Genomic DNA, 25,432 nt, shown 5'->3' with positions numbered 1-25,432 from the left:
ACCACGCCGTCTCAGGCGGCGGGCAGACCCGCGCGCCGGACCGGCGCCATCACGTGCAGCACACGCTTGCCCCGGACGTGACGGGTGGCCAAATCCCGGTAGGCGTCCGCGACGCGGTCCATCGGGTAAGCCTGCGCGATCGGAACGACGATCCGGCCGGCCGCTACGAGCCGGGCGAGTTCGTCCCAGATCTGCGGACTGTCCGCCTGCTCCTGTGCGTCGGAGTGGACGCCGTACTTCCGGACACCGTTTCCGTCGGCGATCGTGTTGATCCGATACGGCGGCACGCCGAGCGCGATAGCGATGTCGACGTTGCCGGCGCCGAACGTGTCCAGGTAGGCGTCGACGCCGTCGGGGGCCGCTGCCCGAAGGCGTCCGAGCAGCCCCGGGCCGTAACGGACCGGGATCACGCCCAGTGAGGCCAGGTAGTCGAGGTTGCCCTCCCCCGCGGTGCCGATGACCCTGGCGCCGCGCAACGCCGCCAGCTGAGCGGTGATGACACCGACCCCGCCGGCGGCGGCGGACACCACCACGGTGTCGCCCTCCTGCGGGGCGACCGCTTTGACGCCGGCCCACGCGGTGGCGCCGACACCGGCGATGGTCGCCGCCTCGTCCCAGCCGAGGCCGGCGGGCATGGCCGCGAGCGCGGCGGGATCGGCAACGACGAACTCGGCCTGTGCCGCCCGCGGCGCGAAACCGAGCACCGGCTGACCGGCCTGGAACCCGGTGACGCCCTGCCCGACCTCGGCCACCACACCGGAGTAGTCGTTGCCCTGGCCCTCGGGGAAGGTCGCCGGCCAGATCGAAGCGAAGACACCCTCGCGGATACCGATCTCCCCCGGGTTCATGGCGGCCGTGACCACCTCGACCAGCACCCGGCCGGCCGGGACTGCCGGCCGTGGGACATCTACGACCTGCAGCACTTCAGGGCCGCCGTACTGCTCGAATCGCACTGCTCTGGGCACTGTTCTCCCTAACAAAGTCTGTCGGCGCTTCGATGACCGCGCAGTTCGAGTCTGCCGATGTCCCGGCGCCCTGATATCCGTATGACTCGCCTAATTCCCACCGTCCGGACCTGGCGGCCCTCCGTTGAAGGGCTGCGGGTTGCCGGCGCAGACGGCGCCGTCGACCGGCAGGGTCTTCTCGATCAGGTACGCGTCCACCGCGTCGCGGACACAGGGCGAGAAGCGGTATGCCGTATGTCCCCAGCTGTCACTGCTGAGCAGCCGGCTGTTCGGCAAGAGACCGGCGACCGCCTTGGCACCCGCATAGCTGGTGGCCGGGTCCCAGTGGTTGCCGACCAGCAGCACCGGCTCGGCGGTCCGCCGGTCGAACGGGCCCCGGTAGGCGTCCTCGTCCTGCACGGTCCAGGTGGCACTCGCGCAGACCGCGTAGTTCCACGTCCACAGCCTGCCGAAGTACGGCGCCCTCTGATCAGCCTGCGCAGCCAGGGCCGGGAACTCGGCGGCGTCACTGGGGCGCTGGTCCATGTCGGTACACGTCACGCCGTATCGTCCCTCGCCGGGGTAGTCGCCCGCCGGACCGGCTCCGGGACGGACCGGTGGCGTGCCGGCTCCGGCCGCGGTCGCGGAAGCTCTCGCCGCAGTGCCGTACCGCTGCACGGTCTTCACGATGTCATCGGCGCCGTCCGCCAGGTAGAGGCTGTTGAGGACACGGGAGATGAGATCGTCATAGCCGACGGTGATCCGGCCGTAGCCGGGTTCATCCACCGTCACCGGTTGGGTACGCAGCCGCTGGGCCAAGTCGTCGAATGTCTGCGCCGCGTTTCCGGCGATAGGGCAGGCAGCCCGGCCGGCTCGGTCGCATCGGGTGAAGATCTCAGTCAGTGCCCGGTAGGCACCCTCCGCCGCCCCTCCGGGGTCGAGGTCCGGAGTCGCCGCCGCGCTGCTCCATCGCCGAGGGTCGATCACGCCGTCGACGACGACGGACCGGATCCGGTCCGGGAACAGGTTCGCGTAGACCTGGCCGAGGTAACTGCCGTAACTCTTGCCGTAGAAGCTGAGCTTCTCGTCCCCGACGGCGCGGCGCAGCACGTCCATGTCCCGGGCTACTTCAGCGGTGGACATCGCCCCGGCAAGCTCTCGGCCGGTCGCCGAACAGGCCCGGCCGACTGCTTTCGCCGTCCGCACGGCCGCTTTCTCCTCCGCCGCGCTGTACGGAAACGTGCTGACCGACCCCTCCATCGCCTTGCGCAGTTTGTTCTCCGACGTGAAACACCGCAGAACGTTGCGACCGCCGACCCCGCGCGGCTCTATGCCGACGATGTCGTAGCGCGCCCGCACCTGCTCACTGAAGAAGTCGGATGCCTGCAATGCGAACCCGGTCGCGGACACGCCGGGGCCGCCCGGATTGACGAACAAGGTGCCGATTCGCTTCTTGCGATCCTTGGCTCGGACACGGGTGAGCGACAATTCGATCGTCGTGCCATCGGGTTCGTCGTAGTCGAGCGGGACCCGGACGCTGCCGCATTCGGCCGTGCCGCACTTCTCCCAGGACACCTTCGATCGGACCCGGTCCACGCGCCGGGCCTCGATCTCACTCGTGGTGGCCGTCGCCGCTGCGGTGGCCGGGGCGGATTCCACCCATGTGGGGACGCGGGGAGCCGACGGTGAGGTACAAGCAGTCACGCTCCACAGAGATGCAATAAGGAGTCCGGCCGCGAGGCGGTGGGTCGACCTGCGCGGGCGCACCGGGGTGGTCCTGCCATGTGCCATGGGGCAAAGACGCTCCGCCGAGGCCCCAGGGTTGCATCTGGCCGATCGTGGCAAGGCTCACAGGGCCGTTCCGAACCGGGTATGGCAGCAGATTCCCGCCGCACCGACCCGATTCCGCAGCTCAGCGCCCGCCTTGTCAGCGTTGCCGGACGGCCGGGGGCGCTTTTCTCACGGTGCAACCCCGTTACGCACGCGATCGTCATCGGGGCGGAGCCTTGCTCACCTTCGACAAACCGGCGGGGCTCCGCAGGCCGGCCGGCCCCTCCCAGAACCCTGCGATCACATGGACTGCTGCTCATCCTCGGCGTGGTGTCGCTGGTCGTCGGTGCGCTCGGAATCGCCAACGTCACCCTGGTCACGGTCATGGAACGTACCGCGGAGATCGGCCTGCGCCGTGCTCTGGGCGCCCCGGCATTACGCGCGGCACGCACGCAACCCGTCGACGCCTTGCGCGGTCCCGGCTGACGCCTCAGTCGCACGCCAGGGCCGGGAAAGCTACCGGCCCTGGCACAGGGCGACATCGACGAAGCGGACCACACTGTCGGCCGCATTCTGCGGGTCCGGTACCGCTGCGGGCAACGCGGTAACGGCAACCGATGCCGCTCGGCCGTCCTCGGTCACGCCGTCGCGCGTCTCGTATCCGTAGATGTCCCCGCCATGCCCCCACATCAGGCCGCCGCAGCTCAGTGGGGTGCTGATGATGCCGAGCCCGTACCGGGCTCCGGCCCACATCCCGGGCGCGGCCACTGTCGCCCGCATCTGGTCATGCTGAGCCGGTGCCAGCAGCCGACCCGCATGCAGGGCGGAATAGAACGTGTTGAGGTCCTCGGTGGTGCCGATCATGCCGCCCGCCGCCCAGGCCCAGGACGGGTCCAAGGTCGTGACATCCCGTAGTTTTCCGCCGGGTGTGGAGGGGTGGTAGCCGATCGGGTGCGGCTTGGAGATGCTCTCGTCGCCGATGCCCGGGAAGTAGGTGTGCCGCAGGCCCAAGGGCCGGATGATGCGCCGAGTGATCTCCTCGCCGACCGGACGGGCGGTGAGGCGTTCGATGAGCATTCCGGCGAGCAGGTAGTTGGTGTTGCTGTACTCCCAGCTCTGTCCCGGCGCGAAGTGGGCCTTCTCGGTGAGAGCCAGGTCGAGGAGGTCCCGCGGTGCGACATAGCGGTGCTGCACCGGGAAAATGTCGTCGTCCAGGTACTGGGCCGCATAGTCAGGCAGGCCACTGGTGTGCTGCAGCAGTTGCCGTACGGTGATCCGTCGCCCGTCGATGCCGTCGCCCCGGACCAGGCCCGGCAGATAGGTCTCCACCGGCTCGTCGAGCTCGACTCGGCCCTCGCCGACGAGTTGAAGCACGACGACGGCCGTGAACGTCTTGGTATTGCTGCCGATCCGGACCTGAGCGTTTCTCGGCATCGGCGTCCCGGTGCGCAGGTCGGCCACCCCCGCGGTGTAACGCCGGGTCTTTCCGTCACGGTCACGGACGGCCGCCACCGCGCCGGGGAACCGCGTCTCGCTGACAAGGGCGGCCAGGCTCGACCGGACAACGTCGTGGTCGTGAGCCACCGCTGGTGTGCCGGCCACGGCCACCGTACCGGCGACCAGCACCGCCGTGGCGGCCAGACCGAGACGGCGGAAAGAGTAGAGGTCAGACACAAGATCTCCTTCAGCTGGAAGTCCTCTCCAGCCTTCTGGAGATCGACTTCGCCGACCATGGAGGTACCTGGCAGATATGCGGTAGGGCTAACCCGACCCCGAGTCCGCGGAGCCCTGATCTGGAAACGGTTGTTCATCCGCACGACCATGCGCCGTCGCCCGAACCGCGTACGGTCGCGCGGTGACAACACCGCAGAAAGCACGATTGGCCGACGTGCATCGCCGGGTGGCCGCCACCGAACGCGCCGTCAGTAACCGGTATGCCGATCTCGCAGCGGCCGTTCGGGAATCGTTCGACCACCTGCGCCAGGGTCTGGAACTGGCGCATACCCGGTGCTCGACGGTCGAGGATGGGCGCTGGGCCGATTACGTCGCACAGCTGGACCGCGGGCTCGCCGAACTGGACATCGAGATCAACCGGGCTGCGAGCGGCGGCGCCGGTCCCAGCGCTCCAGACGTTCTGGTGATCCATACGACCGCTTTGGAGCTCGCCGGCTGGCGGCTCCGGATGAGCCTGCCCGACTCAGGGCTCGGCGAGCCGCCCGCCGTCCGGTCGCGGCTCGACGCCGCGGAAGCGGAACTGGAGCAGTTCCGGGCGGAGTGCGTCACCGGCCGGGCGTCAGCCACCGCCCTCGAGCACCACGTTGAGGAGTTGCGGGCCGAGGCCCACAGCTGAACGTCAGTCCCACAGATCGCCGGGGGCGCCGTACCAGGAGAAGTAAGGCCCGTAACCGTGCGCCGCGATGGCACGGACCAGGTTCAGATGCTGTTCCAGCAGTGGAGCGTGGCTGAGGTCGCCGACGAAGACCGGATTGAAACCGACGTCCTTGATGAGTCGCTCGGCGACGAGGCGTGCGGCGGCGTCCGCCGCATACAGGTGGCTCGGCCGGACCTGCTGACGGTCGATCTCGTCGTACAGCAGCGCGTAGTCGGTGTTGAAGGCTTTCGCGACAGGGCCGCCCACCAGCGACTGCACCAGGTGCGCCAAGGAGGGATAGCCGGCTGGGGCAGGGCCCTGCAGATTGGTCGCGTCGATCGTCACCGCGCCGCGGTAGCCGTCGACCACTTGCAGGGCGCGCGGGACGGCGGCCGCCGGTACCGCGAGGACGAGCACGTCGGCGCCGGCGGCGTCTCCGCCGTCCCGTCCCAGCGCGGTGACTCGGTGGCCTGCGCTCGACCAGAAGCGGGACAGGGTGGAGCCCAGGTGCCCTCTGCCCACAATGGTGATCTCCATTGACCTCCCGTCGACTGCTCCCGCTACCCGAGCGGAGTCGGTCCCGCGCTTTGAGCCGGTTTGGCTGCCGCTCCGCTGAGCACCAGACGCGCACCGCGCCACAGAAGGTTGCATAGAACGCGAACAGGATTCAATTTAGTGGCTCATCGCACATGGCGATGAAATCCACTACTGCCGGTCATGCCTCCGAGTTCGTCATGGCGTTCGAACTCCGCCGACCCGGCGCCACAGCGCCGGGCCGGTCGAGATCACGATCAGGCCGCCACGTCGCGGACCATGGGTGCAACCTTGATCCGAACACTCGACGGCGCGCATCCGGGCGCTCGCTGACTGGGCGCCGACGGCAAAGATCATGTCGAACCGGCCCATCCCTAGAGCCGGCCCGCTACGCCGTACGTCAGGGCAACGGCGCTTCGACGCCTGACAGTGCGAGCACCGGTGCCAGCAGCCGCTCGCCGTGGATGGCGATGGCGTTCAGCGCGGTGGTGAACCCGCCGAACTCCTCAGCGGTGAACGCGAACTCCTCGGTGCCGATGTTCTCCAGCAAGCGGGAGGTCCGGGTGGCGCTCGGGATCGGCACAATCCACGCCTTCTGCGCCAGCAGCCACGCCAGCGAGATCTGGCCCGGCGTGGCGCCCTTGCGGACCACCCACTCCCACAGCAGTGATCATGTCTGCGCGGCTGCTGACCGGTCCGTACAGGTTGCCGGGCATGATCTGGCAGCCGAGCGCCCGAGGCTGGAGACTTTGAGCTGGCCCAGCCGGCGACGGCTGGTCAGGGTGGTGGCCGAGGACGGCGGAGCACCATTGCCGGCGGGACGTCCGGACGCCCCTGTGGGCGCGGCGGGTCCCGCGAGACTCAGCACCGCGGGAGTTGCCGCGACGCTGGCCGCCCCCACCAGGAAGCGCTGTCGGCTGTTGTTGTCTGACATTGAGCACCTTCTCGTTTTCAGCGACACGGGCATGACTTCCACCCCATCGAACCTGTGATCGCGACCATCAGGGAGATGCTGCTGAAAGGGTAAAGACAGGGACCCCCACGACATCGTGGAACCCGAGCGCGACCGGCCCCAAGCCGGCAAGGGGACCGCGACCCACAGAACCTCTACGTTTTCCGCCTCGAGCTCGCCTTCGGGCAGACGGGCAGTGGTACGGATCCACGGCGTGCGCCTCCGCCAGATCAGAGACACGACGGCGCCGGTGCGGCGGCACCACGGCCACGGTTCGCCAGCGGCGCTGTCACGCGCATCGACCGGCGGGACTACCGCGGACAACCCGGGACAACCGCAGCCAACTTACGCGCTACCGCCATCAACCACGATCATGGAGTCACCGGCTACCGAGAGGCCCGGCGAGCCGAGCAAGGTCACCGTACGGGCGTTCGTGTCGGCGAGGTGTCACGATCGTCCATATAGGAGGATAAGATGCGTCGATGTCCGGCACCACTGGCGGAATGGCCTGTCGCATCCAGGTCCGACCGCTCAAGCCATGAATGCCCTGCTCAGCCGAGGCCTCTGAAACGAGTTGGATTTCAGGTCGAGGAACCAAGGACTGCCAAGCGGGGGCAAGTCACGAAGATCGGCCGGAATTCCAAACCAAACCGTACGCGCGTACGTGCAAAAATGCGTGTCACGCCGCCGCGGATTCGACGTCCAGACATGCAAAAGGCCAGCTAAGCTGGCCTTTTGTTCCGTCGGGCTGACAGGATTTGAACCTGCGACCCCTTGACCCCCAGTCAAGTGCGCTACCAAGCTGCGCTACAGCCCGATCCCGCCCCGACCCCAAGGACCCGGCGCGACATCTCCTAAAGCCTACCAACCCTACCCGTGGGCCTTCCCCCGACCCCCCGGCCCCGTCTTCTTCCGAGGCTTCACCGAGATCTCCACCGGGGTCCCCTCGAAGCCGAACTCCTCACGCAACTTCCGTTCGATGAACCGCAGGTACCCCGCGTCGAACGGCGCCGTCGTGAACAGCACGAAGCGCGGCGGCGCAACCCCCGCCTGCGTCGCGAACAGCACCCGAGGCGCACGCCCGCCCCGGACCGGGTGTGGCGTCGCAGCTGTCAGCGCGGTCAGCCACTGGTTCAGCGCCCCGGTGGGAACCCGTTGCTCCCATCCGGCCAGCGCCCGCCGGATGGCCGGCGCCAGTTTGTCCACCGCGCGGCCGGTCTTCGCCGAGATGTTCACCCGGACGGCCCACGTGACTCGTTTGAGGTCCCGGTCGATCTCCTTGTCGAGATAGAACCGCCGGTCCTCATCCACCAGGTCCCACTTGTTGAACGCGATGACGAGGGCCCGACCCGACTCGATGACCTGGGAGATCACCCGCTGGTCCTGCTCGCTGATCACGTCACCGGAGTCCAGCAGCACGACGGCGACCTCGGCGGCTTCGACCGCCCCGGCCGTGCGCAACGACGCGTAGTACTCCGTCCCGGACGCCTGGTGCACCCGGCGGCGCAGGCCGGCGGTGTCGACGAACTGCCAGACCTCGCCGTCCATCTCGACCAGCGAGTCGACCGGGTCGACGGTGGTGCCGGCGACCGAGTCGACCACCGCCCGCTCTTCGCGGGCGACCCGGTTCAGCAGGCTGGACTTGCCGACGTTGGGGCGGCCGACCAGCGCCACCCGGCGCGGCCCGCGGGGACCGCCTTCGGTGACCGGTGGGGTGGGCGGGAGTTTGGCGAGGATGTCGTCCAGCAGGTCGCCGGACCCGCGGCCGTGCAGGGCCGAGATCGGGTGCGGCTCACCCAGGCCCAGCGACCACAGCGAGACGGCCTCGAGTTCCAGGTTCTGGTTGTCCGCCTTGTTGGCGATCAGGATCACCGGCTTGTGGCTGCGGCGCAGCATCTTCACCGCCGCCTCGTCCACGTCGGTGGGGCCGACGGTCACGTCCACGACGAAGATGACCACGTCGGCGGTCTGCACGGCGATCTCGGCCTGCGCGGCGATGGCGGCGGCCCGGTCCTTCGCGTCGGGTTCCCAGCCGCCGGTGTCGACGACGGTGAACCGCCGTCCGTTCCATTGGGCGTCGTAGGGAACCCGGTCCCGGGTCACGCCGGGCACGTCCTCCACGACCGCCTGCCGCCGCCCGATGATGCGGTTGACCAGCGTCGACTTGCCCACGTTGGGCCGGCCGACGACGGCCACCACGGGCACGGGGCCGGTGAATTCGTCCGCGTCGGAGCCGGACGGGGAGTCGGAGATGTCGAAGCCGCCCTCGAAATCGTTGATGTCGAGGCCGGCGGGAAGGTCAGTCACTTACTTACCTTGCTGTTGAGCAGTTCAAGAAGGTGCGTCACGACCTCGTCGATGCCCATCCCGGTGGTGTCCACCTCGATGGCGTCGGAGGCCTGCCGCAACGGGTCCACAGCCCGGCTGGAGTCAAGCTTGTCACGGCGGGCCAGGTCGGCCTCGGTCGCCGCCACGTCGGTGGCGTCCTCGGCGCTGCGCCGGGCGGCCCGCGCTGCCGCCGAAGCGGTCAGGTAGACCTTCAGGTCGGCGTCGGGCGCCACCACTGATGCGATGTCGCGTCCCTCGACGATGATCCGGGGGTGCGCCGCGATGATCGCCTGCTGCAGCGCCACCAGGTGCTTGCGCACGGCCGGCACCGCGGCGACTGCCGACACCGCCCCGGTCACCTCGGCGCCCCGGATCGGCGCGTCCACGTTCGTGCCGTTGGCCGCGAAGTGCGGCGCCGCCGGGTCCGTGCCGATCGACAGCTCCGTCTCCAGCGCCACCTTGGCGATCGACTCGGCGTCGGTCAGATCGACGCCGGCGTCCAGCACCGCCCAGGTGATTGCCCTGTACATGGCGCCGGTGTCCAGGTAAACCCCGTCGACCGCGGTTGCGAGCCGCCGCGAGACGGTGGACTTCCCCGAGCCCGACGGCCCGTCGACGGCCACCACACACTGTTCCGGCCGTTCCTGAAGAGCCACCGTTCCTCCTAAAGTCCCCAGAACACCAACCCTCCCATTGTGCCCGCCCCGGCCCTCATCGACGAACGGGGGCACCTGCGCCGGCACACCCGCCGAGATCCGCGGCCACCTGCCACCGAACGGCCGCGGGGCGCCCGACGCCACCTGCGCAAACGCGAAGCCGCCCGCACCCAGGCCGAAACCCCTTACCCCCATGCGGCGGTACGCCCTACGCGCGCCGCCCGCAAGAAAGACCGCCGGACCGGCACGCCGTCACGAACCCGTCACCCGCACTGATTCAACGTCGGCAGCACCTTGGCCGTGATCACTCCCAGCCGCTGCACGTCCTCCGCGCTCAGGTGGTCGAACATCAGCCGCCGCACCTCGGCCACATGACCCGGCGCCGCCTCCCGCAGCACCGTGGCCCCGGCCTCGGTCAGGCACGCCACCTGCCCGCGCTTGTCACTGGGGCAGGCCCGCCGGCGCACCCACCCGCGCTGCTCCAGGCTCGCCACCGCATGCGACAGCCGGCTCGTGGTGCTTCCCACGACCCGGGCCAGGTCGCTCATCCGCATCGACTGTCCCGGCTCCGCGCTGAGCATCGCCAGGATCTGGTAGTAGGCGTGCGGGATCCCGGCGTCCTCACGCAGCTGCCGGTCCAGCGCCGCCGGCAGCAGCATCAGCATCTGCGCGACGTTCACCCACGTGTCGAGCTCCGCCGCACTCAGCCAGCGCGGCTCACCGTCGCGGGCAGCGGGTCCCGGCTCCGCCTCAGCCACGGGTCAGGGCTTCAGCACGTGTGCGTTGATCTCCCGCACCTGCTGGGCGAGATCGGGCATCTCGACGATCTGCACCCCGCGCCGCCGCAGCGTCTCCACCCCGTCGCAGTCGGCGAAGAACAGCGGCTCCCGCAGCGCCAGCACGACGCGCCCGATCCCGGCGGCCAGCACCAGGGTCGTGCAGGACGCCGGCCGCGACGCCCGGGTCGTACACGGCTCCAATGATGTGTAGAGCGTCGTCCTCGTCAGATCCACCCCGGGGAGCTTGGCCAGCGCGACCTCTTCGGCGTGATGCGCCGGGTCGGTCTCCCCGGTGTAGCCGGTGGCCAGCAGCGTCCCGTCGCCGTCCACGATCACCGCACCGACCGCGTACCGGCTCGGCACCAGCGGCGCCGAGCGCGACACGTCGATCGCGGTGTGCAGCCAGTCCCGCATCGTGGCCGTCAGAACCGGAACAGCCGGCCCAGGAGCGGCCGGACCAGGCACGGTCACAAGGGGAGAAGTCAGAGTCGTCATGTCAGCTCGCCAGCGGAAGGTCGAGGGTGTGCGCGGTGTGGTCCCGCTTCGCGGCAAGATACCGGGCATTCGCCTCGGACAGGTGCACATCGGTGGGGATCCGGTCGGCCACCTCGATGCCGTGGCCCGCCAGTTGGGCGGCCTTGTCCGGGTTGTTGCTCAGCAGCCGGATCCGGTCGGCGCCCAGCGCGGCGAGCATCTGCGCGGCCGGCGTGTAGTCCCGCTCGTCCTCGCCGTGCCCGAGGGCCAGGTTCGCCTGGTAGGTGTCGAGGCCGGTGTCCTGCAGCGCGTACGCGTCCAGCTTCGCGTAGAGGCCGATGCCCCGGCCCTCCTGGCGCAGGTAGAGCAGGAAGCCGCCGGCCTCGGTGATCCGCTCGGCCGCCTCGCGCAGCTGCGGGCCGCAGTCGCAGCGCTCGCTGCCGAACACGTCGCCGGTGAGGCATTCGCTGTGCGGCCGGACCAGCGGGGCCGGCCCGCCCGGCGCCGAGGCGGCGAGCGCCGCCCGCCAGTCGCCGAGGGCCAGCGCCAGGTGTTCCTTGCCGTCGGTGAGCCCGGTGAAGGTGTGTACCTCCGCGGTGGTGGCGTAGCCGTCGGGGAAACGCAGCGGGACGACGACCCGGGTCCGCACCCTGGCCACCGGCGTTCCGGTCGCGATCGTCATACCAACCCCCCGATTTATTGAAGCTTCACCGACATCCTCTGCCGGTGATGTTGAAACTTCAAGCTTGATCCCAGTGTCGAACGACACGCACCGCACCCCGGCGGCGGCACTGTCCGTCGATCGGCACCGCCGCCGCCGTGGTGCAGCCTTCCTCCGGCGCAGTTCGGTAGCGAAAGCACGGATCATCAGCCGCGCGCAAAGAAGTGCCGCCGGCACAGGAGCGGCGGCGGCACTTCGGGGCCAGCAGGAATGGCGGGGATGCGAATTCCGATCACGACTCGCGTGGCACTTCGGGGCCATCGTATTCGATTTTCTCCTTACGCACCGTCCCGGTGACCAATTCCTCGTCCCGCACGATTTCCTTACCGAGCCGCACCTGTTCCACCGCGACCGTCTCCGTGGTCACCACGGGCCGCTCGGCGTGCAGCACCACCGGCTCGCCCGGGGCCGGCACCGCCGGGTCCTCGGGGGCGTCGGCCGGCACCCGCTCGAGGCGGACCTCCTCGCGGGTCACCGGCACGGTGATCTGACGTTCCTCGGTCACCAGATATTTGCGCAGCCGCACCTTCTCGACCGGCTCGCGCAGGGTGCCGGTGACGAGCCGCTCCTCGGACCGGGTCATCGCGTCGTCGTCCGGACTTCCCGAGCCACCCCGCAAGCGCGAGGCGAAACCCGAGGTCAGCCCATAGTGGGCGGCCAGCCGTTCGGCGTCGTCGAGGTCCAGCGGGCCGTCGGTGTCCAGCATCGGGGCCTCCCGGACGCGCGCCCCGCCGACCGCCACCGTGAGCCGGCCGGCTTCCAGGCGGGCTCCCTGCAACGGCACGAACGCCTCCTGGAAGGAGAACGTTCCGGTGCGGACGGTCACCCACAGCGGATCGCCGTCGGTGGGATCCAGATAGACCTGGCCGACCGTGCCGATCCGGTCGCCCGCGTCGTCGTACACCTCGGCGCCGTCGAGGTCACCGAGTTCCTCCTTGGTAATCACCGAATCTCCTTTGTGGAATGGCGCTGAAGGGCTGAAAAGCGATTCATACCCGCGAGACTGCGACTGTCACATCAGCGGCCGGGATTCCTTGCCAGGTGTGAAGGAAATCCCCTTCACGCTGATTCATCAGATCATCGCGCATGGCCGAATTCGGGCCGGGTAGTGATGCAGTCGTACCGAGCGAAAGGAGACCCCCTGATGATCACGCTGGACCAGGTTCACACCCTCAACGGCCACGACGTCTACGACCGCGACGGTGACAAGATCGGCAGCGTCGGCCAGATCTGGACCGACGGCAACGGACAGCCGACGTGGGCGAGCGTCAACACCGGCCTGTTCGGCATGAACGAGTCGTTCGTGCCGCTGCAGGACGCCGACCTCCAGGGCGACCGGCTGGTGGTGCCGTTCGACAAGGCCAAGGTCAAGGACGCGCCGAACGTCGACGCCTCGCACGACGAGCCACTCGTGCGCGACGACGTGGAGCGGCTGTACGAGTACTACGGCATGAGCTGGTCGGACAGCTACGACTCCTACCAGGCCGGCGCCGCCGCGGGTGACGCCAACTACCAGGGTGCGACCTACCAGGACACCGAGTACCGCGGTGCCCGCACCGAGGACCGGGACCACGACACCTCCGGCATCGGCGCCGGCGACAACGCGATGACCCGTTCGGAGCAGCGGCTGCAGGCCGGCACCGAGCGCGAGGAGGTCGGCCGGGCCCGCCTCCGCAAGTACGTGGTCACCGAGCAGCAGCAGGTCCGCGTTCCGGTGGAGCGCGAAGAGGTGCGGCTGGAGCGGGAGCCGATCACCGACGCGAACCGGGACGCCGCCCTCGCGGGCCCGGACCTGACCGAGTCCGAGCACGAGGTGACCCTGCACGCCGACCGGGCGGTGGTCGGCACCGAGACCGTGCCGGTGGAGCGCGTGCGCCTCGGCAAGGAGACCGTCACCGAAGAGGAGACCGTCAGCGGCGAGGTGCGCAAGGAGCGCATCGAGGCCGACCTTCCGGACGAGAAGGGCCGGCGGACGCTCGACTGAGCGCCTTCCTCACACGGCTGGACACCCCCGCGCCCCGTTGCGGCCTCATCGGCTGCAGCGGGGCGTCGGCCTGTCCGGCGATGATGCGCGAGCGGAGCGGGGTCAGGCGGCCTCGGCCAGCACGCAGACCGCCAGCAGGTGCAGCGAGGGCCACGACGCGCGGTGCCAGCCCGCCCGGGTCTCCTCGGCGGACCAGCCCTTGGCCGTCACCGTGTCGGCGACACCGTCCGCGTACGCCGCGAGCTTGTCCGGGCGCACCTGGCCGATCGCGTCCTTGATCTGCGCGACGTGCTGGTCCACGGCGGCGGCCAGGCCGGGCACGGAGCGCATCGCGTCCATCCCGGCGGCGCCGAGCCGCTGCGACCACTGTGCCAGCGCCAGCCGCGCCGCCGCTGTCACGGTCTGGCAGGTGTGCCGATCCATCTCCATGACGAGGCACCGTACAAACTCGGCCGACCGCGTACAAGAGGCGATATCGCACACCTGGACCGCTGGTCAGCCGTCCGGGGTCGGTCACTCGGCCGCGATGTTGGCCTTGGCCTCGTCGTAACCGGCCGGGATCGGCGCCTCGGCGGGCGTGTAGATCACCCGGATCACCCCGGTCGGGAAGACCTCGGTCGCCGCCACCTTCAGGTGGTACGCGGTGTCGCCGTCGTCGAACAGCTTCTTGCCCTTGCGCGCGGCGACCGGGTGGATCAGCAGGCGCAGCTCGTCGACCAGCCCGGCGGCGAGCAGCTGCTGCACCACTGAGATCGAGCCGGGGATCAGGATGCCCTTGACCGACGGGTCGGCCTTGAGCGCGGTCACGCTGTCGACCAGCTCGGTGATCTGCTCGCAGTTGCGCCAGATGAACTCCTGCGGCTTGCGCGAGGCGACCACCTTGCGCATGTCGCCGATCTGCTTGGCGAACGGGGCGTCCTCGCCGCCCGCGGTCTCCCGCTCGGGCCACGCGCCGGCGAAGCTGTCGAACGTCTCCCGGCCCAGCAGCAGGGTGTCGGAGGTCTCGTAGTCCTCGGTGACGGCCCGGCCCATGTTCTCGTCGAAGTACGGGAAGTGCCAGTCCGGGTCGATCTCGGCGATCCCGTCGGCGGAGATGAACAGCGTGGAGATGACCTTGGCCATGGTGATGTTCCCTTCGGATCAAGTGGTGTTGTCAGGTAGACCGGCCCACCGGCCCGAACTCATCGGTGCGCCGGAAGAAATCTCTCAGCGGATGCCGACGGCGGAGAACGCAGCGAGGCCGGCCAGTGCCAGGGGCAGCGCCGCGGCCAGGGCACGCACGCGCAACCGGGTGGTGCGGGCGGCCACGGCGATGACGACGACACCGAGGACGGCGGCGATCGCGGCGTTGCCGAGCGAGCCGGTGCCGTAATTCGGGTCCGTCACATGCAGGGCGTGCAGGCCGGCCTCGGCGAACAGCACCGCGCCGGGCAGAGCGGTGCCGACGATCTGCCACCGGTCCGTGCGGCTGCGCGACCAGGTGCCGCCGATGCCGAAGACGACGCCGGCCACGACACCCATGGCCATCCACATGACCGAGGTGAACGCCCAGATCATCGCCCAGTCGTCGTTCTGGATCAGGGCGGCCGCCACGTAGTAGCTGGGCACCGCGACGACCAGCAGCGCGGAGGCGCCGACTGCGGCCCGCACCGCGCCGGCACGCACCCAGTAACCGAAGGCGAACGCCGCCACCGCCCAGACCGCCATCGAGTTGCCGAGCTCGCCGAACGGGGCCGGCACGTACTTGATCCAGACGAAGTCCAGGAAGCCGAGCAGGAATCCGGCGGGGACGACGGCTGCGGCCACCCGCCGATGATCAGGTCGCATAGGGCGGGACGGTACCCGCTGGTGTCACACCGGCTTGAGGACTTTCGCCAACGCGGTCGCGACCACGCGGGACTCCTCGGCGGTCATCCGGTCGGTGAAGTGCCGCCGGATGCCGGCCAGATAGATCTCGGCGGCCTCGCGCTGGCGCTGCCGGCCGGCCTCGGTGATCGTCGCGTACGCGGAGCGGCGGTCGTCGGCGTTGGACTCCCGCTCGACGAGGCCGGCCGCGGAGAGCGCGTCGACGACCCGGCTGACCCGGCTGCGGCTGACCACCGCCCGGTTGCCCAGCTCACCCATGCTGAGCCGGCCGTCCGGGGCGTACTTCAGCTCCAGCAACACGTCGTACCAGGTCAACGGCATTCCGCAGGCGGCCTGCAGCTCGCGGTCCAGCACCGGGACCACGGCGGCGTGCACCCGCAACAGGGCCGCCCAGGCAGCCACGTCGGTGTCGCTCATCACCGGAGTCTATCCAACTCTTGTGCGTGCGCACGCACAGAGGTAAAAATGTGCGTGCGCACGCACTTACTGATGGAGGAGAGATCGATGAAGAAGCTGCTGCACCTGTCAGCGTCCCCGCGCGGAGCCCGGTCCGAGTCCCTGGCGATCGCAGCCACGTTCCTCGACACGGCGCGCGAGACGGACCCGCACCTCCCGGTCGAGCAATACGACCTGTGGGACGGCACGCTGCCCGCCTTCGGGCCGGACGCGGTCGCCGCCAAGATGGCCGTCTTCGCCGGGGAGGAGCCGCAGGGCGCCGCCGCCCGGGCGTGGGACGCGGCGATCGCCACGTTCCGGCGTTTCGACGACGCCGACGGCTACCTGTTCAGCGTGCCCATGTGGAACGGCGGCGTGCCGTACATCCTCAAGCAGTTCATCGACGTGATCAGCCAGCCCGGGCAGGTGTTCGGCTTCGACCCCGAGCAGGGGTACACCGGGCTGCTGCGCGGCAAGAAGGCCGCCGTCATCTACACCAGCGCGGTGTACGGCCCGGACCGCGGCCCCACCTTCGGCGCCGACTTCCAGGCGCCGTACCTGGAGGACTGGCTGCGCTGGGCCGGCGTCCAGGACATCACCACGATCCACTTCCGGCCCAACCTCGCCACCGCCGACGCCGACACCGGCCGGCGCGACGCCCACGCCCGGGCCCGCGACGTGGCCAAACGATTCATCGCCTGAACCGGAAACCGGCCGAAGGAGCCTGCCATGACCTCCGCAGCACGAGTGGGACTCTGGGCACTGCCCGCGTACGGGGTCCTGCTCGGCCTGAGCACCCTCACCCATCAGCCGCCGGTCGACGACTTCGACGCCTACGCGCGGTACACCACGACCGGAGTCTTCCTGATCAGCCACCTCGGGGCGAGCATCCTCGGGGCCGCGCTCGCGATCCTCGGCGCCGTGGCGGTCACCGCCCACCTGCGACAGTCCCGGGCCGCGGTGACCGGGCTGGCCCTGACCACGATCGCGAACGTGTTCCTGGCCGCCACGTTCGGCAGCGCCACGTTCGTGCAACCGGGTCTCGGCCGGGCGCACCTCGACGGCGTGCCGGGCATGCCGGAGCTCAACGGCGACACCGCTTACGGGCCGGCGTTCTTCGCCACCGCGCTGTCGGCGTCGCTGCTGATGATGATCGCCGCGATCGTGCTCGGCGGTGCGCTCGCCCGCGGTGACCGGCGGCTCCGGGGATACGGCATCGCCTACGCGGTACTGATCGCGTTGTTCGTCGTCTCCGGATTCGCCCTGCAACCACTGCAGCCGATCGCCGGGTTCGCGCTGGCCGCCGCGACAGCCGGACTGGCGATCCGGCTTCCGCGCCTCGTTCCCGGCCCGGCGCCCGTCACCGTCACCTGATGGCGTGGCCACGAGCCTGATGACGTGGCTACGAGCGCTCGACCGCGGCGCGGCCGCCCGGATCGTCCGTGCGGCCGCGCCGGCGGGCGGAATCACCCGCCGTGGCAGGCGTACCCGGCGCTGCAGCGGGAATGGCAGTACGGGTGAGAACCGTCAATGTCACCGCAGCCGTGGTCGCCGTCGCGCTGGGCGTGCGCGTCGCCAAGTCCCGCCACCGCCGGTCACTGCACCCGGCCGGCCGCACGTTCACCGGCGAGCTCGACGTCTGGGGCCTGCCGGCACCGGTCGGCTCGGACCTGATCGACCAGCGCGGCCGGCACCCGGTCACCGTGCGGATGTCCAAGGGCGCCGGCACCCGCGGCGACCGGCTCGACGTGCTCGGCATGGCGATCCGGGTGCACGGCCGCGACCTGCTGCTCTCCACCAGCGGCACCGGGCCGCTGACGCGACATGTGCCGGTGCCGCGGCGCACGTTCGACACCGTCTACGGGTCGATCATGCCGTTCCGCAGCGGCACCGGAACCCGGCTCCTCCTGGCCGCCGGACCGGACCCGGACGCGCCGCCGGTGGGCCGGACCCTGGAGTCGGTGGCCGCGGCGGCTCAGCAGGATCGGGCCGCCTTCTTGCTGTACGCCGGCAGCGCCCAGCCGTTCGGGCGGCTGCGCCTCGGCGCGGAGCTGTCCCGGGAGACCGACGCCGAGCTGGCGTTCGACCCGATCCGCAACCACCCGGCCGATCTGCGCCCGGTGGGACCGCTGAATGCGATCCGCGCCGCGACCTATCGGCTCAGCCGGCACTGGCGCGGCGCGAGCGCCCCGTCGGTCTCCACCGATCTCAGCCCGGCGGCCGCGCCGCGGGCGTGAGCGGGCAGCCAGGTCGCGGTGTGGCCCCGGGACCGGGCCTGACTCGTACTCAAGAATGGAAGTAGGCCCGCACCGACGCGGCGTCCTTGCGCCACCGGGTCTCCTCCAGCAGCGGCGGCACGGTGGCCGGGAGCGGACCGCCGTCGCCGGGGTCGTCAGGGTAACGGGCCGTGACGTGGGTGTGCAGGTGCGGCTCGGTGTTGCCCATCGTCAGGAAGTTCATCTTGGCCGGTCGGAAGCAGTCACGGATGGCGCGGGCGACGAGCAGCGTCTCGCGGTTGAACTGCGCGGCCTCACCGACCGTGAGGTCCATCGGCTCGACGACGTGCCGGCCGCGCCAGACCACCACCGCGTAACCGCGGACGAAGGCACGCCTCGCGAAATAGACATCCGTGACCTTGCCGGTGAAGATCCGGATGCCCAGATCGATCTCGTCCCGCGGCCGGGGAACGCACCACCGGCAGCCGTCCCCGGTCACCCGCGCCGCCCAGTCGCCGCCGAAAGCCATGATTGCCGAACATAGACGACGATCACGCTGCGCGCTGCCCCGCTCACCGAAACGGAAGCGGGCCGCTCACCGCACCGGCGCGGCCTCGACCACCCGCCGCCGGCTCCGCGACACCGCGACCCCGGCCAGGCACAACGCCCCGCCCGCCAGCGTCCACCACCCGGGCACCTCGCCGAGCAGCGCCCACGACAGCGCGATCACCACCACCGGCACCGCGTAGGTCGTCGAGCCCATCTTGCCCGCGGTCGTGCGGGCCAGCGCGTACGCCCACGTCGTGAACGCGACAGCGGTCGGGAACACGCCCAGGTAGACGACGTTGAGGGTGGCGCTCAGCGGCGCGGCGGCGACGTCGGAGATCAGCCGGCCGGTGAACGGCAGGCAGGCGACCGCGCCGATCAGGCAGCCGAACGTGGTGGCCTGCAGCGCGGTCGCGTGCCGCAGCGCGGGTTTCTGCGCGACCACCCCGGCCGCGTAGGTGATGGCCGCGACCAGGCAGAGCAGCACACCGAGAATCGACGAGCGACCACTGCCGGACATGGACAGGCCCACCACGATCGTGCCGGCGAACGACACCGCGATGCCGGCGAGCAGCCGGGGCGGGAAGCCCTCGTGCAGCAGCCAGCCGGCGAGCAGCGCCATCACGGCCGGGCCGACGTTGACCACCATGGCCGCGGTGCCGGCGTCGACCATCTGCTCACCCCAGTTGAGGGCGACCATGTAGACGCCGAACCAGACCACGCCGGAGATCGCGATGCCGGGCCAGGCGGCCTTCGGCGGCAGTCCCTGGCGGCGGATCGCCAGGAAGATCAGCAGGGTGAGGGCGCCGGCGAGCAGGCGGCCGAGAGCCAGCGAGCCGGGGTGGAAGTGCGGTGCGGCGGCGCGGATGCCGACGAAGGCCGAGGCCCAGAGCACGACGGTGACGGAGGCGGCGGCGATCGCGCTGCGGGACGGTGCCATCCCCCGAGCCAACCCTGCCCGCCCCGCCCCGGCTAGTGGTTTTCGGACGTGGCGTTCGTTACCCCATGATCAGCTCGGCCGCGTCGATGGCGTTCTGCCGGACGACGTAGCGGGTGATCCCCCACCGCTGCTCGTGCCGTGCCATCGCGGCCCGGATCTGCTCGACCGTCCCGATCAACACGAACGGGGCGGCGAGCAGGTCCGCCACCGCGACACCCAGCTCGGCGGCGTGCGGCGCGGCGACCTTCTCCGCGTCGTCGGTGATCTCCACGATCTGGACCAGCGCCTCCCGCGCCGGCGGATCACCGCGGCCGGCGACCCCGGCGTCGACGCAGGACACCTGATGGTCGATCTGATCGAGGCGCCAGCGCGCCTCGTGCTGGTGCCCGTCCTCGAGGGTGCGGCCCAGCCCGCTGAGCCCGACGATGTCCGCGTGCGCACCGGCCCACCGCAGCATCCGCGAGTTCGCGGTGCCCAACGTCATGGGGATCCGCTCCTGCACCGGGCGCGGACTTCGCAGATCCTCGTCGAGCAACACCCTGATCTGCTCGGCGACAGCGAGACACCGGTCGACGCGGCCGCGCACGCCGGGTCGCTCCCGGCCGATCGCCTGCCATTCCGCCGGCGTGTGCCCGGCGCCCAGACCGATGCGGGCCCGGCCGCCGGAGACCACGTCCAGGGTCGCCACGTCGACAGCCAGGTGGATCGCCTCCCGCACCCCGGCGTTCGACACGTTCGAACCCAGCCGGATCGTCTCGGTCACCGACGCCGCTGCGGCGAGCGCCACGAACGGCGCCGCACACGACCCGGGATGATCAGGAACCAGCAACGAGTCGAACCCGGCACGCTCGCAGCGGACCGCCAGCTCCCGCCACGCCCGCGCCTCCACCGGGACGGCCTGCACCGAAAACGTCATGCGCCGACCCTGGCATCGGCCTCGCACCGCCGCCGACTCTTTCTGCGGTCAGCAGATCAAGGCCTTTGTTCTGGTACGCCAACGCGAACCGCGCCGGACCGGCTCCCTTCGGAGGTCGGCCCGGCGCGGTCCGGTCACCCTCTGGCGTTGCGCACGCTTGCTACGAGCGGCTCCCCTGGGCCGGAACGGTCGCGCCGACGAGCTCGCGCTCGGCGGGCTCGGCCGGCTCCAGGGCCTGCTCACCACTGGCGAACTGCTCGAGGTCCAGAATGCCCTCGCGCTTCGCGCATGATCGGGTCGACGGCCAGCAGCAGACCGACACCGGCCAGCGGCAGGCCCAGCGTGGACAGCGTCAGCGTCACCATGACCGTGGCGCCGGTGGTGCCGGCGGTCGCGGCCGAGCCGAGAACCGAGACCAGCACGATCAGCAGGTAGTCCGGAACGGTCAGGTTCAGGCCGAAGAACTGCGCCACGAAGATCGCCGCCAGCGCCGGGTAGATCGCCGCGCAACCGTCCATCTTGGTGGTGGCGCCGAGCGGGACGGCGAAGCTCGCGTACGACCGGGGCACCCCGAGACGTTCGTCGGGATCAGCGCGGTGATCGCGAACCAGAGCAACGTCTGCCCGGCCGGCCGGGCGGCCCCGGCCACACCGCGCAGGTTGGCGATGCTGGCGATGATCGCGGTCACGATCAACGGCACGACCAGCGTGCGCAGCAGCGAGACGAACGAGTTGTGTCCCTCCCGGGACACCGGCCGCACGCGCCGGTATTTCGGTCGCGGCCGCACCGGGGCGCACCCATAATCGGCCGATGGACCGGCCGACGATGACTTCACCGAAGCAGGACCGGATTGCCGCTCTCCTGAGGGAGGCCGGCTACGGCGACGGCGAACCGGTTGTGGTGGGTGTGCGGCAGGGTGACGCGCCGCCGGTCTACGTGGCCGGGGAGTCGATGACCGCCGACACGGTCGTCTACCTCGCCTCCCTGTCGAAACTGATCACCGCGACCTGCGTGGCGCTGCTCGTCCGCCAGGGCCGGCTGGACGTCGAGACGCCGCTGTCGCGGTGGATGCCCGAGCTGCCGGCCTGGGCGCGCACCGTCCGCCTGCGCCATCTGCTCCACCACACCGGCGCGCTGCCCGACGTGGACCCGTTCGGGGAGCTCCACCAGGCGAAGCGGAACCGCACCACCGACGGCGTCGTCGACGGCCTCTGCCGGGCCGGGCATCTCACCGGCACCCCGGGCGCGGAGTTCAGCTATGCCAACGCCGGATATGTCTGCCTGGCCGTCGTCGTCGAGCGCGCGTCCGGCCGGCCGTTGCCCGAGTTCGCCCGGGAGCACGTGTTCACCCCGCTCGGCATGACCGCCAGCCGGTACTGGCCCGGCCCGGCGGGGCAGCCGCCCGGGGCCCGGCCGCTCGACGCGTCGTTCCCGCTGCCGCTGTCTGTCGGTGACGGCGGAGCCTGGTCGACGGCCCGCGACCTGCTGCGCTGGAACCAGGCCCTCGAACGCGACGAGCTGGGCGTTTCCACATTGCTGCACACCCCCGGCCACCTCGACGACGGCACCCGGCTCGACTACGGATGGGGTGTCGACGTGCTCACCCGCAACGGCCGGCCGGTGCACCGGCACGGCGGCCGGTGGGCCGGGCTGAGCGTCCAGCTGGTGCGCCTGCCCGGCGCGCGGGCGAGCTTCGTCATCCTCGCCCTGGACAACGACGAGGAACGCACCGCACGCCTGGCCGCCACCCTGATCGACGAGCTCGCCGAGGCATAGGCCGGCGACGCGTCAGGTGATGTCGTACTGGTCGCCGACACGGTCGCGCAGATCATCCGCCGGCATCGGGTCAGCGGGGGTCTGCACGTTCCACCGATGCCCGAACGGGTCCACGATCCAGCCGGCGCGCGCCCCGTCGTCCTGTGCCGTGACCGGTCGCTCGACGGTGGCGCCGGCCGCGACGGCCCTGGCCACGGTCGCGTCGGCGTCGGGCACGCTGAGCACCAGGGACACCGCCGTGCCGCCGAGCACACGCGGGCTCCGCACCCCGATCTCCGGATGCTCGTCGGCGAGGTACAACGGCTCGCCGGCCACGCGCAGCTCGGCGTGCCCGATCCGGCCGTCGTCCGCGGTCCAGCGCTGGTCCTCGACCGCGCCGAACGTGGACACGTAGAAGTCGATGGCGGAGGCGGCGTCGGCACAGCACAGGTATGGCACCAGTCCTTGTCCCATGCCCGGACTCTACGGATCGGACCGGGACTGCCGCGACCTCAGCGGCGGCCCGCGGCCATCTCCATCAGGTGACCCAGGACCTGGGGGCCGGACGTGCGCAGCCCGTCGTGCTCGTGTTCGTTCGTCACCCAGGTGCGGACGTTGCCGACCGCGGCGGCCGTCTCCAGCGACAACCCGGCGTCCACGTACATGTCGTCGGCGTAGACGGCGGCCAGGACCGGGACCTCGTTGGCGGCGAGACGCTCCAGGTCGTACAGGGTGGGCCAGTCGTCGGTGGCCGCCAGCAGATCGGCCGCGCCGGCGAAGGGGCGGAGGGCGGCGATCTCCTGGAACATCCAGGGGTACATCATCTCGCCGGTGAACAGCAGCGGGTCGGCGGTGGCGGCGAATGCCGGGAAGCCCTCGAGGGCGCGGGCGGCGGCCCAGCCGGTGGGCTGCTTGCCCTGGCCGTACGTGAACTCCTGCAACGCGAACAGCGGGGTGTCGACGAAACCGGTGAGCCGGAGCACCTCGTGGCGGAACGTGTCGGACAGCTCGGCGCCGTTCCAGGCCTCGTCGAGCAGCCAGTGCAACTGGGCGTACCCGGTGCTCATGCCGAAGCCGTTGCCGATCAGGCGCAGCCGGTCGACGGTGAGGCGGTCGCCGTCGGGCAGCCGGACGTCGGACGACGAGAGATGGTCGGCGATGCGCCGGACGGCGGCCACGTCGCCGGGGAAGGCGCGGTAGAACTCGGCGTTCTTGGCGGCGACCCGGGGGTAGGTGCGGGCGTAGACGTCGTCGGCGGTGACGGTCAGTCCGGGCAGGCCGCCGGTGATGTAACAGGTGCGCAGTGCCTGCGGCGCGGTCGACAGGTATGTCATGGTGACGAACCCGCCGTAACTCTGGCCGAGCGTGTCCCACCGGGCGCCGCCGGCCACCCGCTCGCGGAGGATCTCGGCGTCGGCGACGATGCTGTCGGCGCGGAACAGCCTGAGGTGGGCGGCGAGCGCGCCGGCCGGCATGTCGCGGACGGTGCGGGCGGTGACCGGAGTGCTGCGCCCGGTTCCCCGCTGGTCGAGAAGCAGCACCCGATGGGTACGCAGGGCGTGCCCGAGCCAGCTGTCGGCGCGCAGCGGGCGGGGTGACTTGCCGCCGGGCCCGCCCTGCAGGAACAGCAGCCAGGGCAGATCGTCGCCGGCCCGGTCGGGGGCGACCACCTCGCGGGCGAAGACCTCGATGGTGTCGCCGTCCGGCCGCCGGTGATCGAGCGGGACGGTGACGGTGTGGTCGGTGTACCGCAGTCCGGGAAGCGCGATCATCGCCCGATGATGCCACGGCGCGGTTTCCCGGGTTTGCCCGTGACGGCGCAGCAAATGCGCAAAAATCTCAGGTAAACCGCTCACTCCCGTCATCACACCGGCATCAGTGGTGGATTGGCATGCCTGTGCGCATTGCCGTTCTTCGATCCTCGATGGTGGGGTGGGGGGAACATCCCCCGAACCCCGGAGGTCGTTCATGAGACGACGTCGTTCCCTCGCTGCGCTCGCTGCGGTCTCGCTCTGCGTGACAGCGGCGATCGTCGGCTCTTCTCCCGCGGGCGCGGGCCCCACACCGGATCCCGCCGCCGAGTACGAGATCTACGACGTGCGCACGCTGGCGCAGCGCAACACGATCACCAAGACCGGCGTGGCCCTGGAGGACGTCGAGCACGGGACCGCCACGGTCACCGCGACCGGCGCCGAGGTCAGCAAGCTGCGCAAGCTCGGCTTCACCGTCGAGCCGGTCCTGCGCACCCTCGACTTCCCGCCCGCCGACGCGGCGTACCACAACTACGCCGAGACGATCGCCGAGATCAACCGCGTGGTGGCGGCGTTCCCGGCCATCGCGAGCAAGCGGGTGCTGGGCAAGACGTACGAGGGACGCGACATCGTCGCCGTGAAGATCTCCGACAACGTCGGGACCGACGAGTCCGAGCCGGAGGTGCTGTACGACGCGAACCACCACGCCCGGGAGCACCTCACCGTGGAGCAGGCGCTCTACCTGCTCAACCAGTTCACCAGCAGCTACGCGGGCGACACCCGGGTGCGCAACATCGTGAACAGCCGCGAGCTGTGGATCATCCCGATGGTCAACCCGGACGGCGTCGAGTACGACATCGCCACCGGCAGCTACCGCTCGTGGCGCAAGAACCGGCAGCCGAACAGCGGCTCCAGCTACGTCGGCACCGACCTCAACCGCAACTACGGCTACCGCTGGGGCTGCTGCGGCGGCTCGTCCGGCAGCACCTCGTCGTCGACGTACCGGGGACCGTCGGCGTTCTCCGCCCCGGAGACCCGGGTGATCCGGGACTTCGTCAACAGCCGGGTGGTCGGCGGCGTGCAGCAGATCAAGGCCGCGATCGACTTCCACTCGTACTCGCAGCTGGTCCTCTGGCCGTACGGGCACACCACCGCGAACACGAGCACCGGCATGAGCGCCGACCAGGCCAACACGTTCGCCACGCTGGGCCGGCAGATGGCCGCCACCAACGGCTACACACCGCAGCAGTCCAGCGACCTCTACATCACCGACGGCGACTCGCTCGACTGGCTCTGGGGCACGCACAAGATCTTCGCGTACACCTTCGAGCTGTACCCGGGCAGCGCCTCCGGCGGCGGCTTCTACCCGCCGGCCAGCGTCATCCCGCGCGAGACCCAGCGCAACCGGGAGGCCGCGCTGATGATCGCCGAGGCCGCCGACTGCCCGTACAAGGTGATCGGAAAGCAGTCGACGTACTGCTGATCGGGCAACAG

General features: G+C 70.5%; 27 protein-coding genes, 1 tRNA gene and 2 pseudogenes. 8 read left to right on the top strand and 22 right to left on the bottom strand.

Annotated features, from left to right (window positions below):
• Positions 1–11: 11 nt before the first annotated feature.
• The gene (locus AC0NH5_RS24225) at positions 12–965 is read right to left on the bottom strand and encodes an NADP-dependent oxidoreductase (protein WP_474407764.1); all 954 of its coding nucleotides are present in this window, start codon (positions 963–965) and stop codon (positions 12–14) included.
• Positions 966–1,055: 90 nt separating this feature from the next.
• On the bottom strand, positions 1,056–2,603 hold the full coding sequence (locus tag AC0NH5_RS24220) for an alpha/beta hydrolase (RefSeq protein ID WP_474407761.1): 1,548 nt from the start codon (positions 2,601–2,603) through the stop codon (positions 1,056–1,058).
• A gap of 441 nt (positions 2,604–3,044) precedes the next feature.
• Here AC0NH5_RS24220 and AC0NH5_RS24215 point away from each other — a divergent pair, with 441 nt between their 5' ends.
• Positions 3,045–3,200 (top strand): ABC transporter permease, encoded by a 156-nt coding sequence (locus tag AC0NH5_RS24215; RefSeq protein ID WP_474407758.1) that lies wholly within the window; start codon positions 3,045–3,047, stop codon positions 3,198–3,200.
• Positions 3,201–3,230: 30 nt separating this feature from the next.
• Here the strand turns inward: AC0NH5_RS24215 and AC0NH5_RS24210 are convergent, their stop codons facing one another.
• On the bottom strand, positions 3,231–4,388 hold the full coding sequence (locus AC0NH5_RS24210; RefSeq protein ID WP_474407756.1) for a serine hydrolase domain-containing protein: 1,158 nt from the start codon (positions 4,386–4,388) through the stop codon (positions 3,231–3,233).
• A 181-nt stretch (positions 4,389–4,569) separates the two neighbouring features.
• Between AC0NH5_RS24210 and AC0NH5_RS24205 the strand changes: the two genes are divergently transcribed.
• The gene (locus tag AC0NH5_RS24205; protein WP_474407754.1) at positions 4,570–5,064 is read left to right on the top strand and encodes a hypothetical protein; all 495 of its coding nucleotides are present in this window, start codon (positions 4,570–4,572) and stop codon (positions 5,062–5,064) included.
• 3 nt (positions 5,065–5,067) lie between these two features.
• On the opposite strand, the gene AC0NH5_RS24200 is transcribed toward AC0NH5_RS24205, so the two are convergent.
• From AC0NH5_RS24200 to AC0NH5_RS24160, 9 genes are all read right to left on the bottom strand, one after another.
• The gene (locus tag AC0NH5_RS24200) at positions 5,068–5,622 is read right to left on the bottom strand and encodes an NAD(P)-binding domain-containing protein (RefSeq protein WP_474407752.1); all 555 of its coding nucleotides are present in this window, start codon (positions 5,620–5,622) and stop codon (positions 5,068–5,070) included.
• A gap of 397 nt (positions 5,623–6,019) precedes the next feature.
• On the bottom strand, positions 6,020–6,271 hold the full coding sequence (locus AC0NH5_RS24195) for an aldo/keto reductase (RefSeq protein WP_474407750.1): 252 nt from the start codon (positions 6,269–6,271) through the stop codon (positions 6,020–6,022).
• A gap of 1,043 nt (positions 6,272–7,314) precedes the next feature.
• Positions 7,315–7,388: transfer RNA gene (locus AC0NH5_RS24190), tRNA-Pro, on the bottom strand.
• Positions 7,389–7,441: 53 nt separating this feature from the next.
• The gene (gene der, locus AC0NH5_RS24185) at positions 7,442–8,824 is read right to left on the bottom strand and encodes a ribosome biogenesis GTPase Der (RefSeq protein WP_474408061.1); all 1,383 of its coding nucleotides are present in this window, start codon (positions 8,822–8,824) and stop codon (positions 7,442–7,444) included.
• Positions 8,825–8,874: 50 nt separating this feature from the next.
• Positions 8,875–9,555 carry a (d)CMP kinase gene (gene cmk, locus AC0NH5_RS24180; protein ID WP_474407748.1) on the bottom strand — a complete coding sequence of 227 codons (681 nt, stop codon included), beginning with the start codon at positions 9,553–9,555 and terminating at the stop codon, positions 8,875–8,877.
• 263 nt (positions 9,556–9,818) lie between these two features.
• Positions 9,819–10,313: a MarR family winged helix-turn-helix transcriptional regulator gene (locus AC0NH5_RS24175; RefSeq protein WP_474407746.1), complete on the bottom strand. Its 495-nt coding sequence runs from the start codon at positions 10,311–10,313 to the stop codon at positions 9,819–9,821.
• A 3-nt stretch (positions 10,314–10,316) separates the two neighbouring features.
• Positions 10,317–10,748: a cytidine/deoxycytidylate deaminase family protein gene (locus tag AC0NH5_RS24170; protein WP_474408059.1), complete on the bottom strand. Its 432-nt coding sequence runs from the start codon at positions 10,746–10,748 to the stop codon at positions 10,317–10,319.
• Between the two features lie 82 nt (positions 10,749–10,830).
• Positions 10,831–11,490: a GTP cyclohydrolase II gene (locus AC0NH5_RS24165; RefSeq protein WP_474407743.1), complete on the bottom strand. Its 660-nt coding sequence runs from the start codon at positions 11,488–11,490 to the stop codon at positions 10,831–10,833.
• A 271-nt stretch (positions 11,491–11,761) separates the two neighbouring features.
• Complete coding sequence (locus AC0NH5_RS24160; RefSeq protein WP_474407741.1) at positions 11,762–12,475, bottom strand: DUF2382 domain-containing protein; 714 nt, start codon at positions 12,473–12,475, stop codon at positions 11,762–11,764.
• A 198-nt stretch (positions 12,476–12,673) separates the two neighbouring features.
• On the opposite strand from AC0NH5_RS24160, the gene AC0NH5_RS24155 reads away from it, so the two are divergent.
• The gene (locus tag AC0NH5_RS24155) at positions 12,674–13,513 is read left to right on the top strand and encodes a PRC and DUF2382 domain-containing protein (protein WP_474407739.1); all 840 of its coding nucleotides are present in this window, start codon (positions 12,674–12,676) and stop codon (positions 13,511–13,513) included.
• A gap of 102 nt (positions 13,514–13,615) precedes the next feature.
• Here AC0NH5_RS24155 and AC0NH5_RS24150 read toward each other — a convergent pair whose 3' ends face one another.
• From AC0NH5_RS24150 to AC0NH5_RS24135, 4 genes are all read right to left on the bottom strand, one after another.
• Positions 13,616–13,942, bottom strand: a complete 327-nt coding sequence (locus AC0NH5_RS24150; RefSeq protein WP_474407737.1) for a DUF6401 family natural product biosynthesis protein — start codon at positions 13,940–13,942, stop codon at positions 13,616–13,618.
• An 84-nt stretch (positions 13,943–14,026) separates the two neighbouring features.
• The gene (locus AC0NH5_RS24145; protein ID WP_474407735.1) at positions 14,027–14,635 is read right to left on the bottom strand and encodes a dihydrofolate reductase family protein; all 609 of its coding nucleotides are present in this window, start codon (positions 14,633–14,635) and stop codon (positions 14,027–14,029) included.
• A gap of 84 nt (positions 14,636–14,719) precedes the next feature.
• The gene (locus AC0NH5_RS24140) at positions 14,720–15,340 is read right to left on the bottom strand and encodes a DUF6518 family protein (protein WP_474407732.1); all 621 of its coding nucleotides are present in this window, start codon (positions 15,338–15,340) and stop codon (positions 14,720–14,722) included.
• Between the two features lie 24 nt (positions 15,341–15,364).
• Positions 15,365–15,796: a MarR family winged helix-turn-helix transcriptional regulator gene (locus tag AC0NH5_RS24135; RefSeq protein ID WP_474407730.1), complete on the bottom strand. Its 432-nt coding sequence runs from the start codon at positions 15,794–15,796 to the stop codon at positions 15,365–15,367.
• A gap of 87 nt (positions 15,797–15,883) precedes the next feature.
• Here AC0NH5_RS24135 and AC0NH5_RS24130 point away from each other — a divergent pair, with 87 nt between their 5' ends.
• The 3 genes from AC0NH5_RS24130 to AC0NH5_RS24120 all read left to right on the top strand — a co-directional run bounded on the left by AC0NH5_RS24130 (position 15,884) and on the right by AC0NH5_RS24120 (position 18,051).
• Positions 15,884–16,516 carry an FMN-dependent NADH-azoreductase gene (locus AC0NH5_RS24130; protein WP_474407727.1) on the top strand — a complete coding sequence of 211 codons (633 nt, stop codon included), beginning with the start codon at positions 15,884–15,886 and terminating at the stop codon, positions 16,514–16,516.
• Positions 16,517–16,543: 27 nt separating this feature from the next.
• Entirely contained in the window at positions 16,544–17,188 is a 645-nt protein-coding gene (locus tag AC0NH5_RS24125; RefSeq protein ID WP_474407725.1) for a hypothetical protein, read from the top strand.
• Positions 17,189–17,331: 143 nt separating this feature from the next.
• Positions 17,332–18,051, top strand: coding sequence for a hypothetical protein (locus AC0NH5_RS24120; protein WP_474407723.1), 720 nt, complete (start codon positions 17,332–17,334; stop codon positions 18,049–18,051).
• 49 nt (positions 18,052–18,100) lie between these two features.
• Here the strand turns inward: AC0NH5_RS24120 and AC0NH5_RS24115 are convergent, their stop codons facing one another.
• From AC0NH5_RS24115 to AC0NH5_RS24100, 4 genes and pseudogenes are all read right to left on the bottom strand, one after another.
• A complete protein-coding gene (locus AC0NH5_RS24115) occupies positions 18,101–18,559 on the bottom strand; it encodes an HIT family protein (protein WP_474407720.1) in 459 nt (152 codons plus the stop codon).
• Positions 18,560–18,625: 66 nt separating this feature from the next.
• Positions 18,626–19,516: a DMT family transporter gene (locus AC0NH5_RS24110; protein WP_474407718.1), complete on the bottom strand. Its 891-nt coding sequence runs from the start codon at positions 19,514–19,516 to the stop codon at positions 18,626–18,628.
• A gap of 58 nt (positions 19,517–19,574) precedes the next feature.
• On the bottom strand, positions 19,575–20,432 hold the full coding sequence (locus AC0NH5_RS24105) for an LLM class flavin-dependent oxidoreductase (protein WP_474407716.1): 858 nt from the start codon (positions 20,430–20,432) through the stop codon (positions 19,575–19,577).
• Positions 20,433–20,707: 275 nt separating this feature from the next.
• Positions 20,708–21,013: pseudogene (locus AC0NH5_RS24100) on the bottom strand (cation:dicarboxylate symporter family transporter); the annotation flags it as partial.
• Positions 21,014–21,242: 229 nt separating this feature from the next.
• Here AC0NH5_RS24100 and AC0NH5_RS24095 point away from each other — a divergent pair.
• On the top strand, positions 21,243–22,208 hold the full coding sequence (locus AC0NH5_RS24095; RefSeq protein WP_474407714.1) for a serine hydrolase domain-containing protein: 966 nt from the start codon (positions 21,243–21,245) through the stop codon (positions 22,206–22,208).
• Between the two features lie 12 nt (positions 22,209–22,220).
• Here AC0NH5_RS24095 and AC0NH5_RS24090 read toward each other — a convergent pair whose 3' ends face one another.
• Both AC0NH5_RS24090 and AC0NH5_RS24085 read right to left on the bottom strand, forming a co-directional pair.
• Positions 22,221–22,661 (bottom strand): VOC family protein, encoded by a 441-nt coding sequence (locus AC0NH5_RS24090; RefSeq protein WP_474407710.1) that lies wholly within the window; start codon positions 22,659–22,661, stop codon positions 22,221–22,223.
• A 38-nt stretch (positions 22,662–22,699) separates the two neighbouring features.
• Positions 22,700–23,959, bottom strand: a complete 1,260-nt coding sequence (locus tag AC0NH5_RS24085) for an alpha/beta fold hydrolase (protein ID WP_474407707.1) — start codon at positions 23,957–23,959, stop codon at positions 22,700–22,702.
• A gap of 196 nt (positions 23,960–24,155) precedes the next feature.
• Here AC0NH5_RS24085 and AC0NH5_RS24080 point away from each other — a divergent pair.
• A pseudogene (locus tag AC0NH5_RS24080) lies at positions 24,156–25,418 on the top strand (M14 family metallopeptidase); the annotation flags it as partial.
• Between the last annotated feature and the right edge of the window lie 14 nt (positions 25,419–25,432).

The organism is Actinoplanes sp. 13 (assembly GCF_056134165.1).
This window is presented reverse-complemented; position numbering and strand designations above follow the sequence as displayed.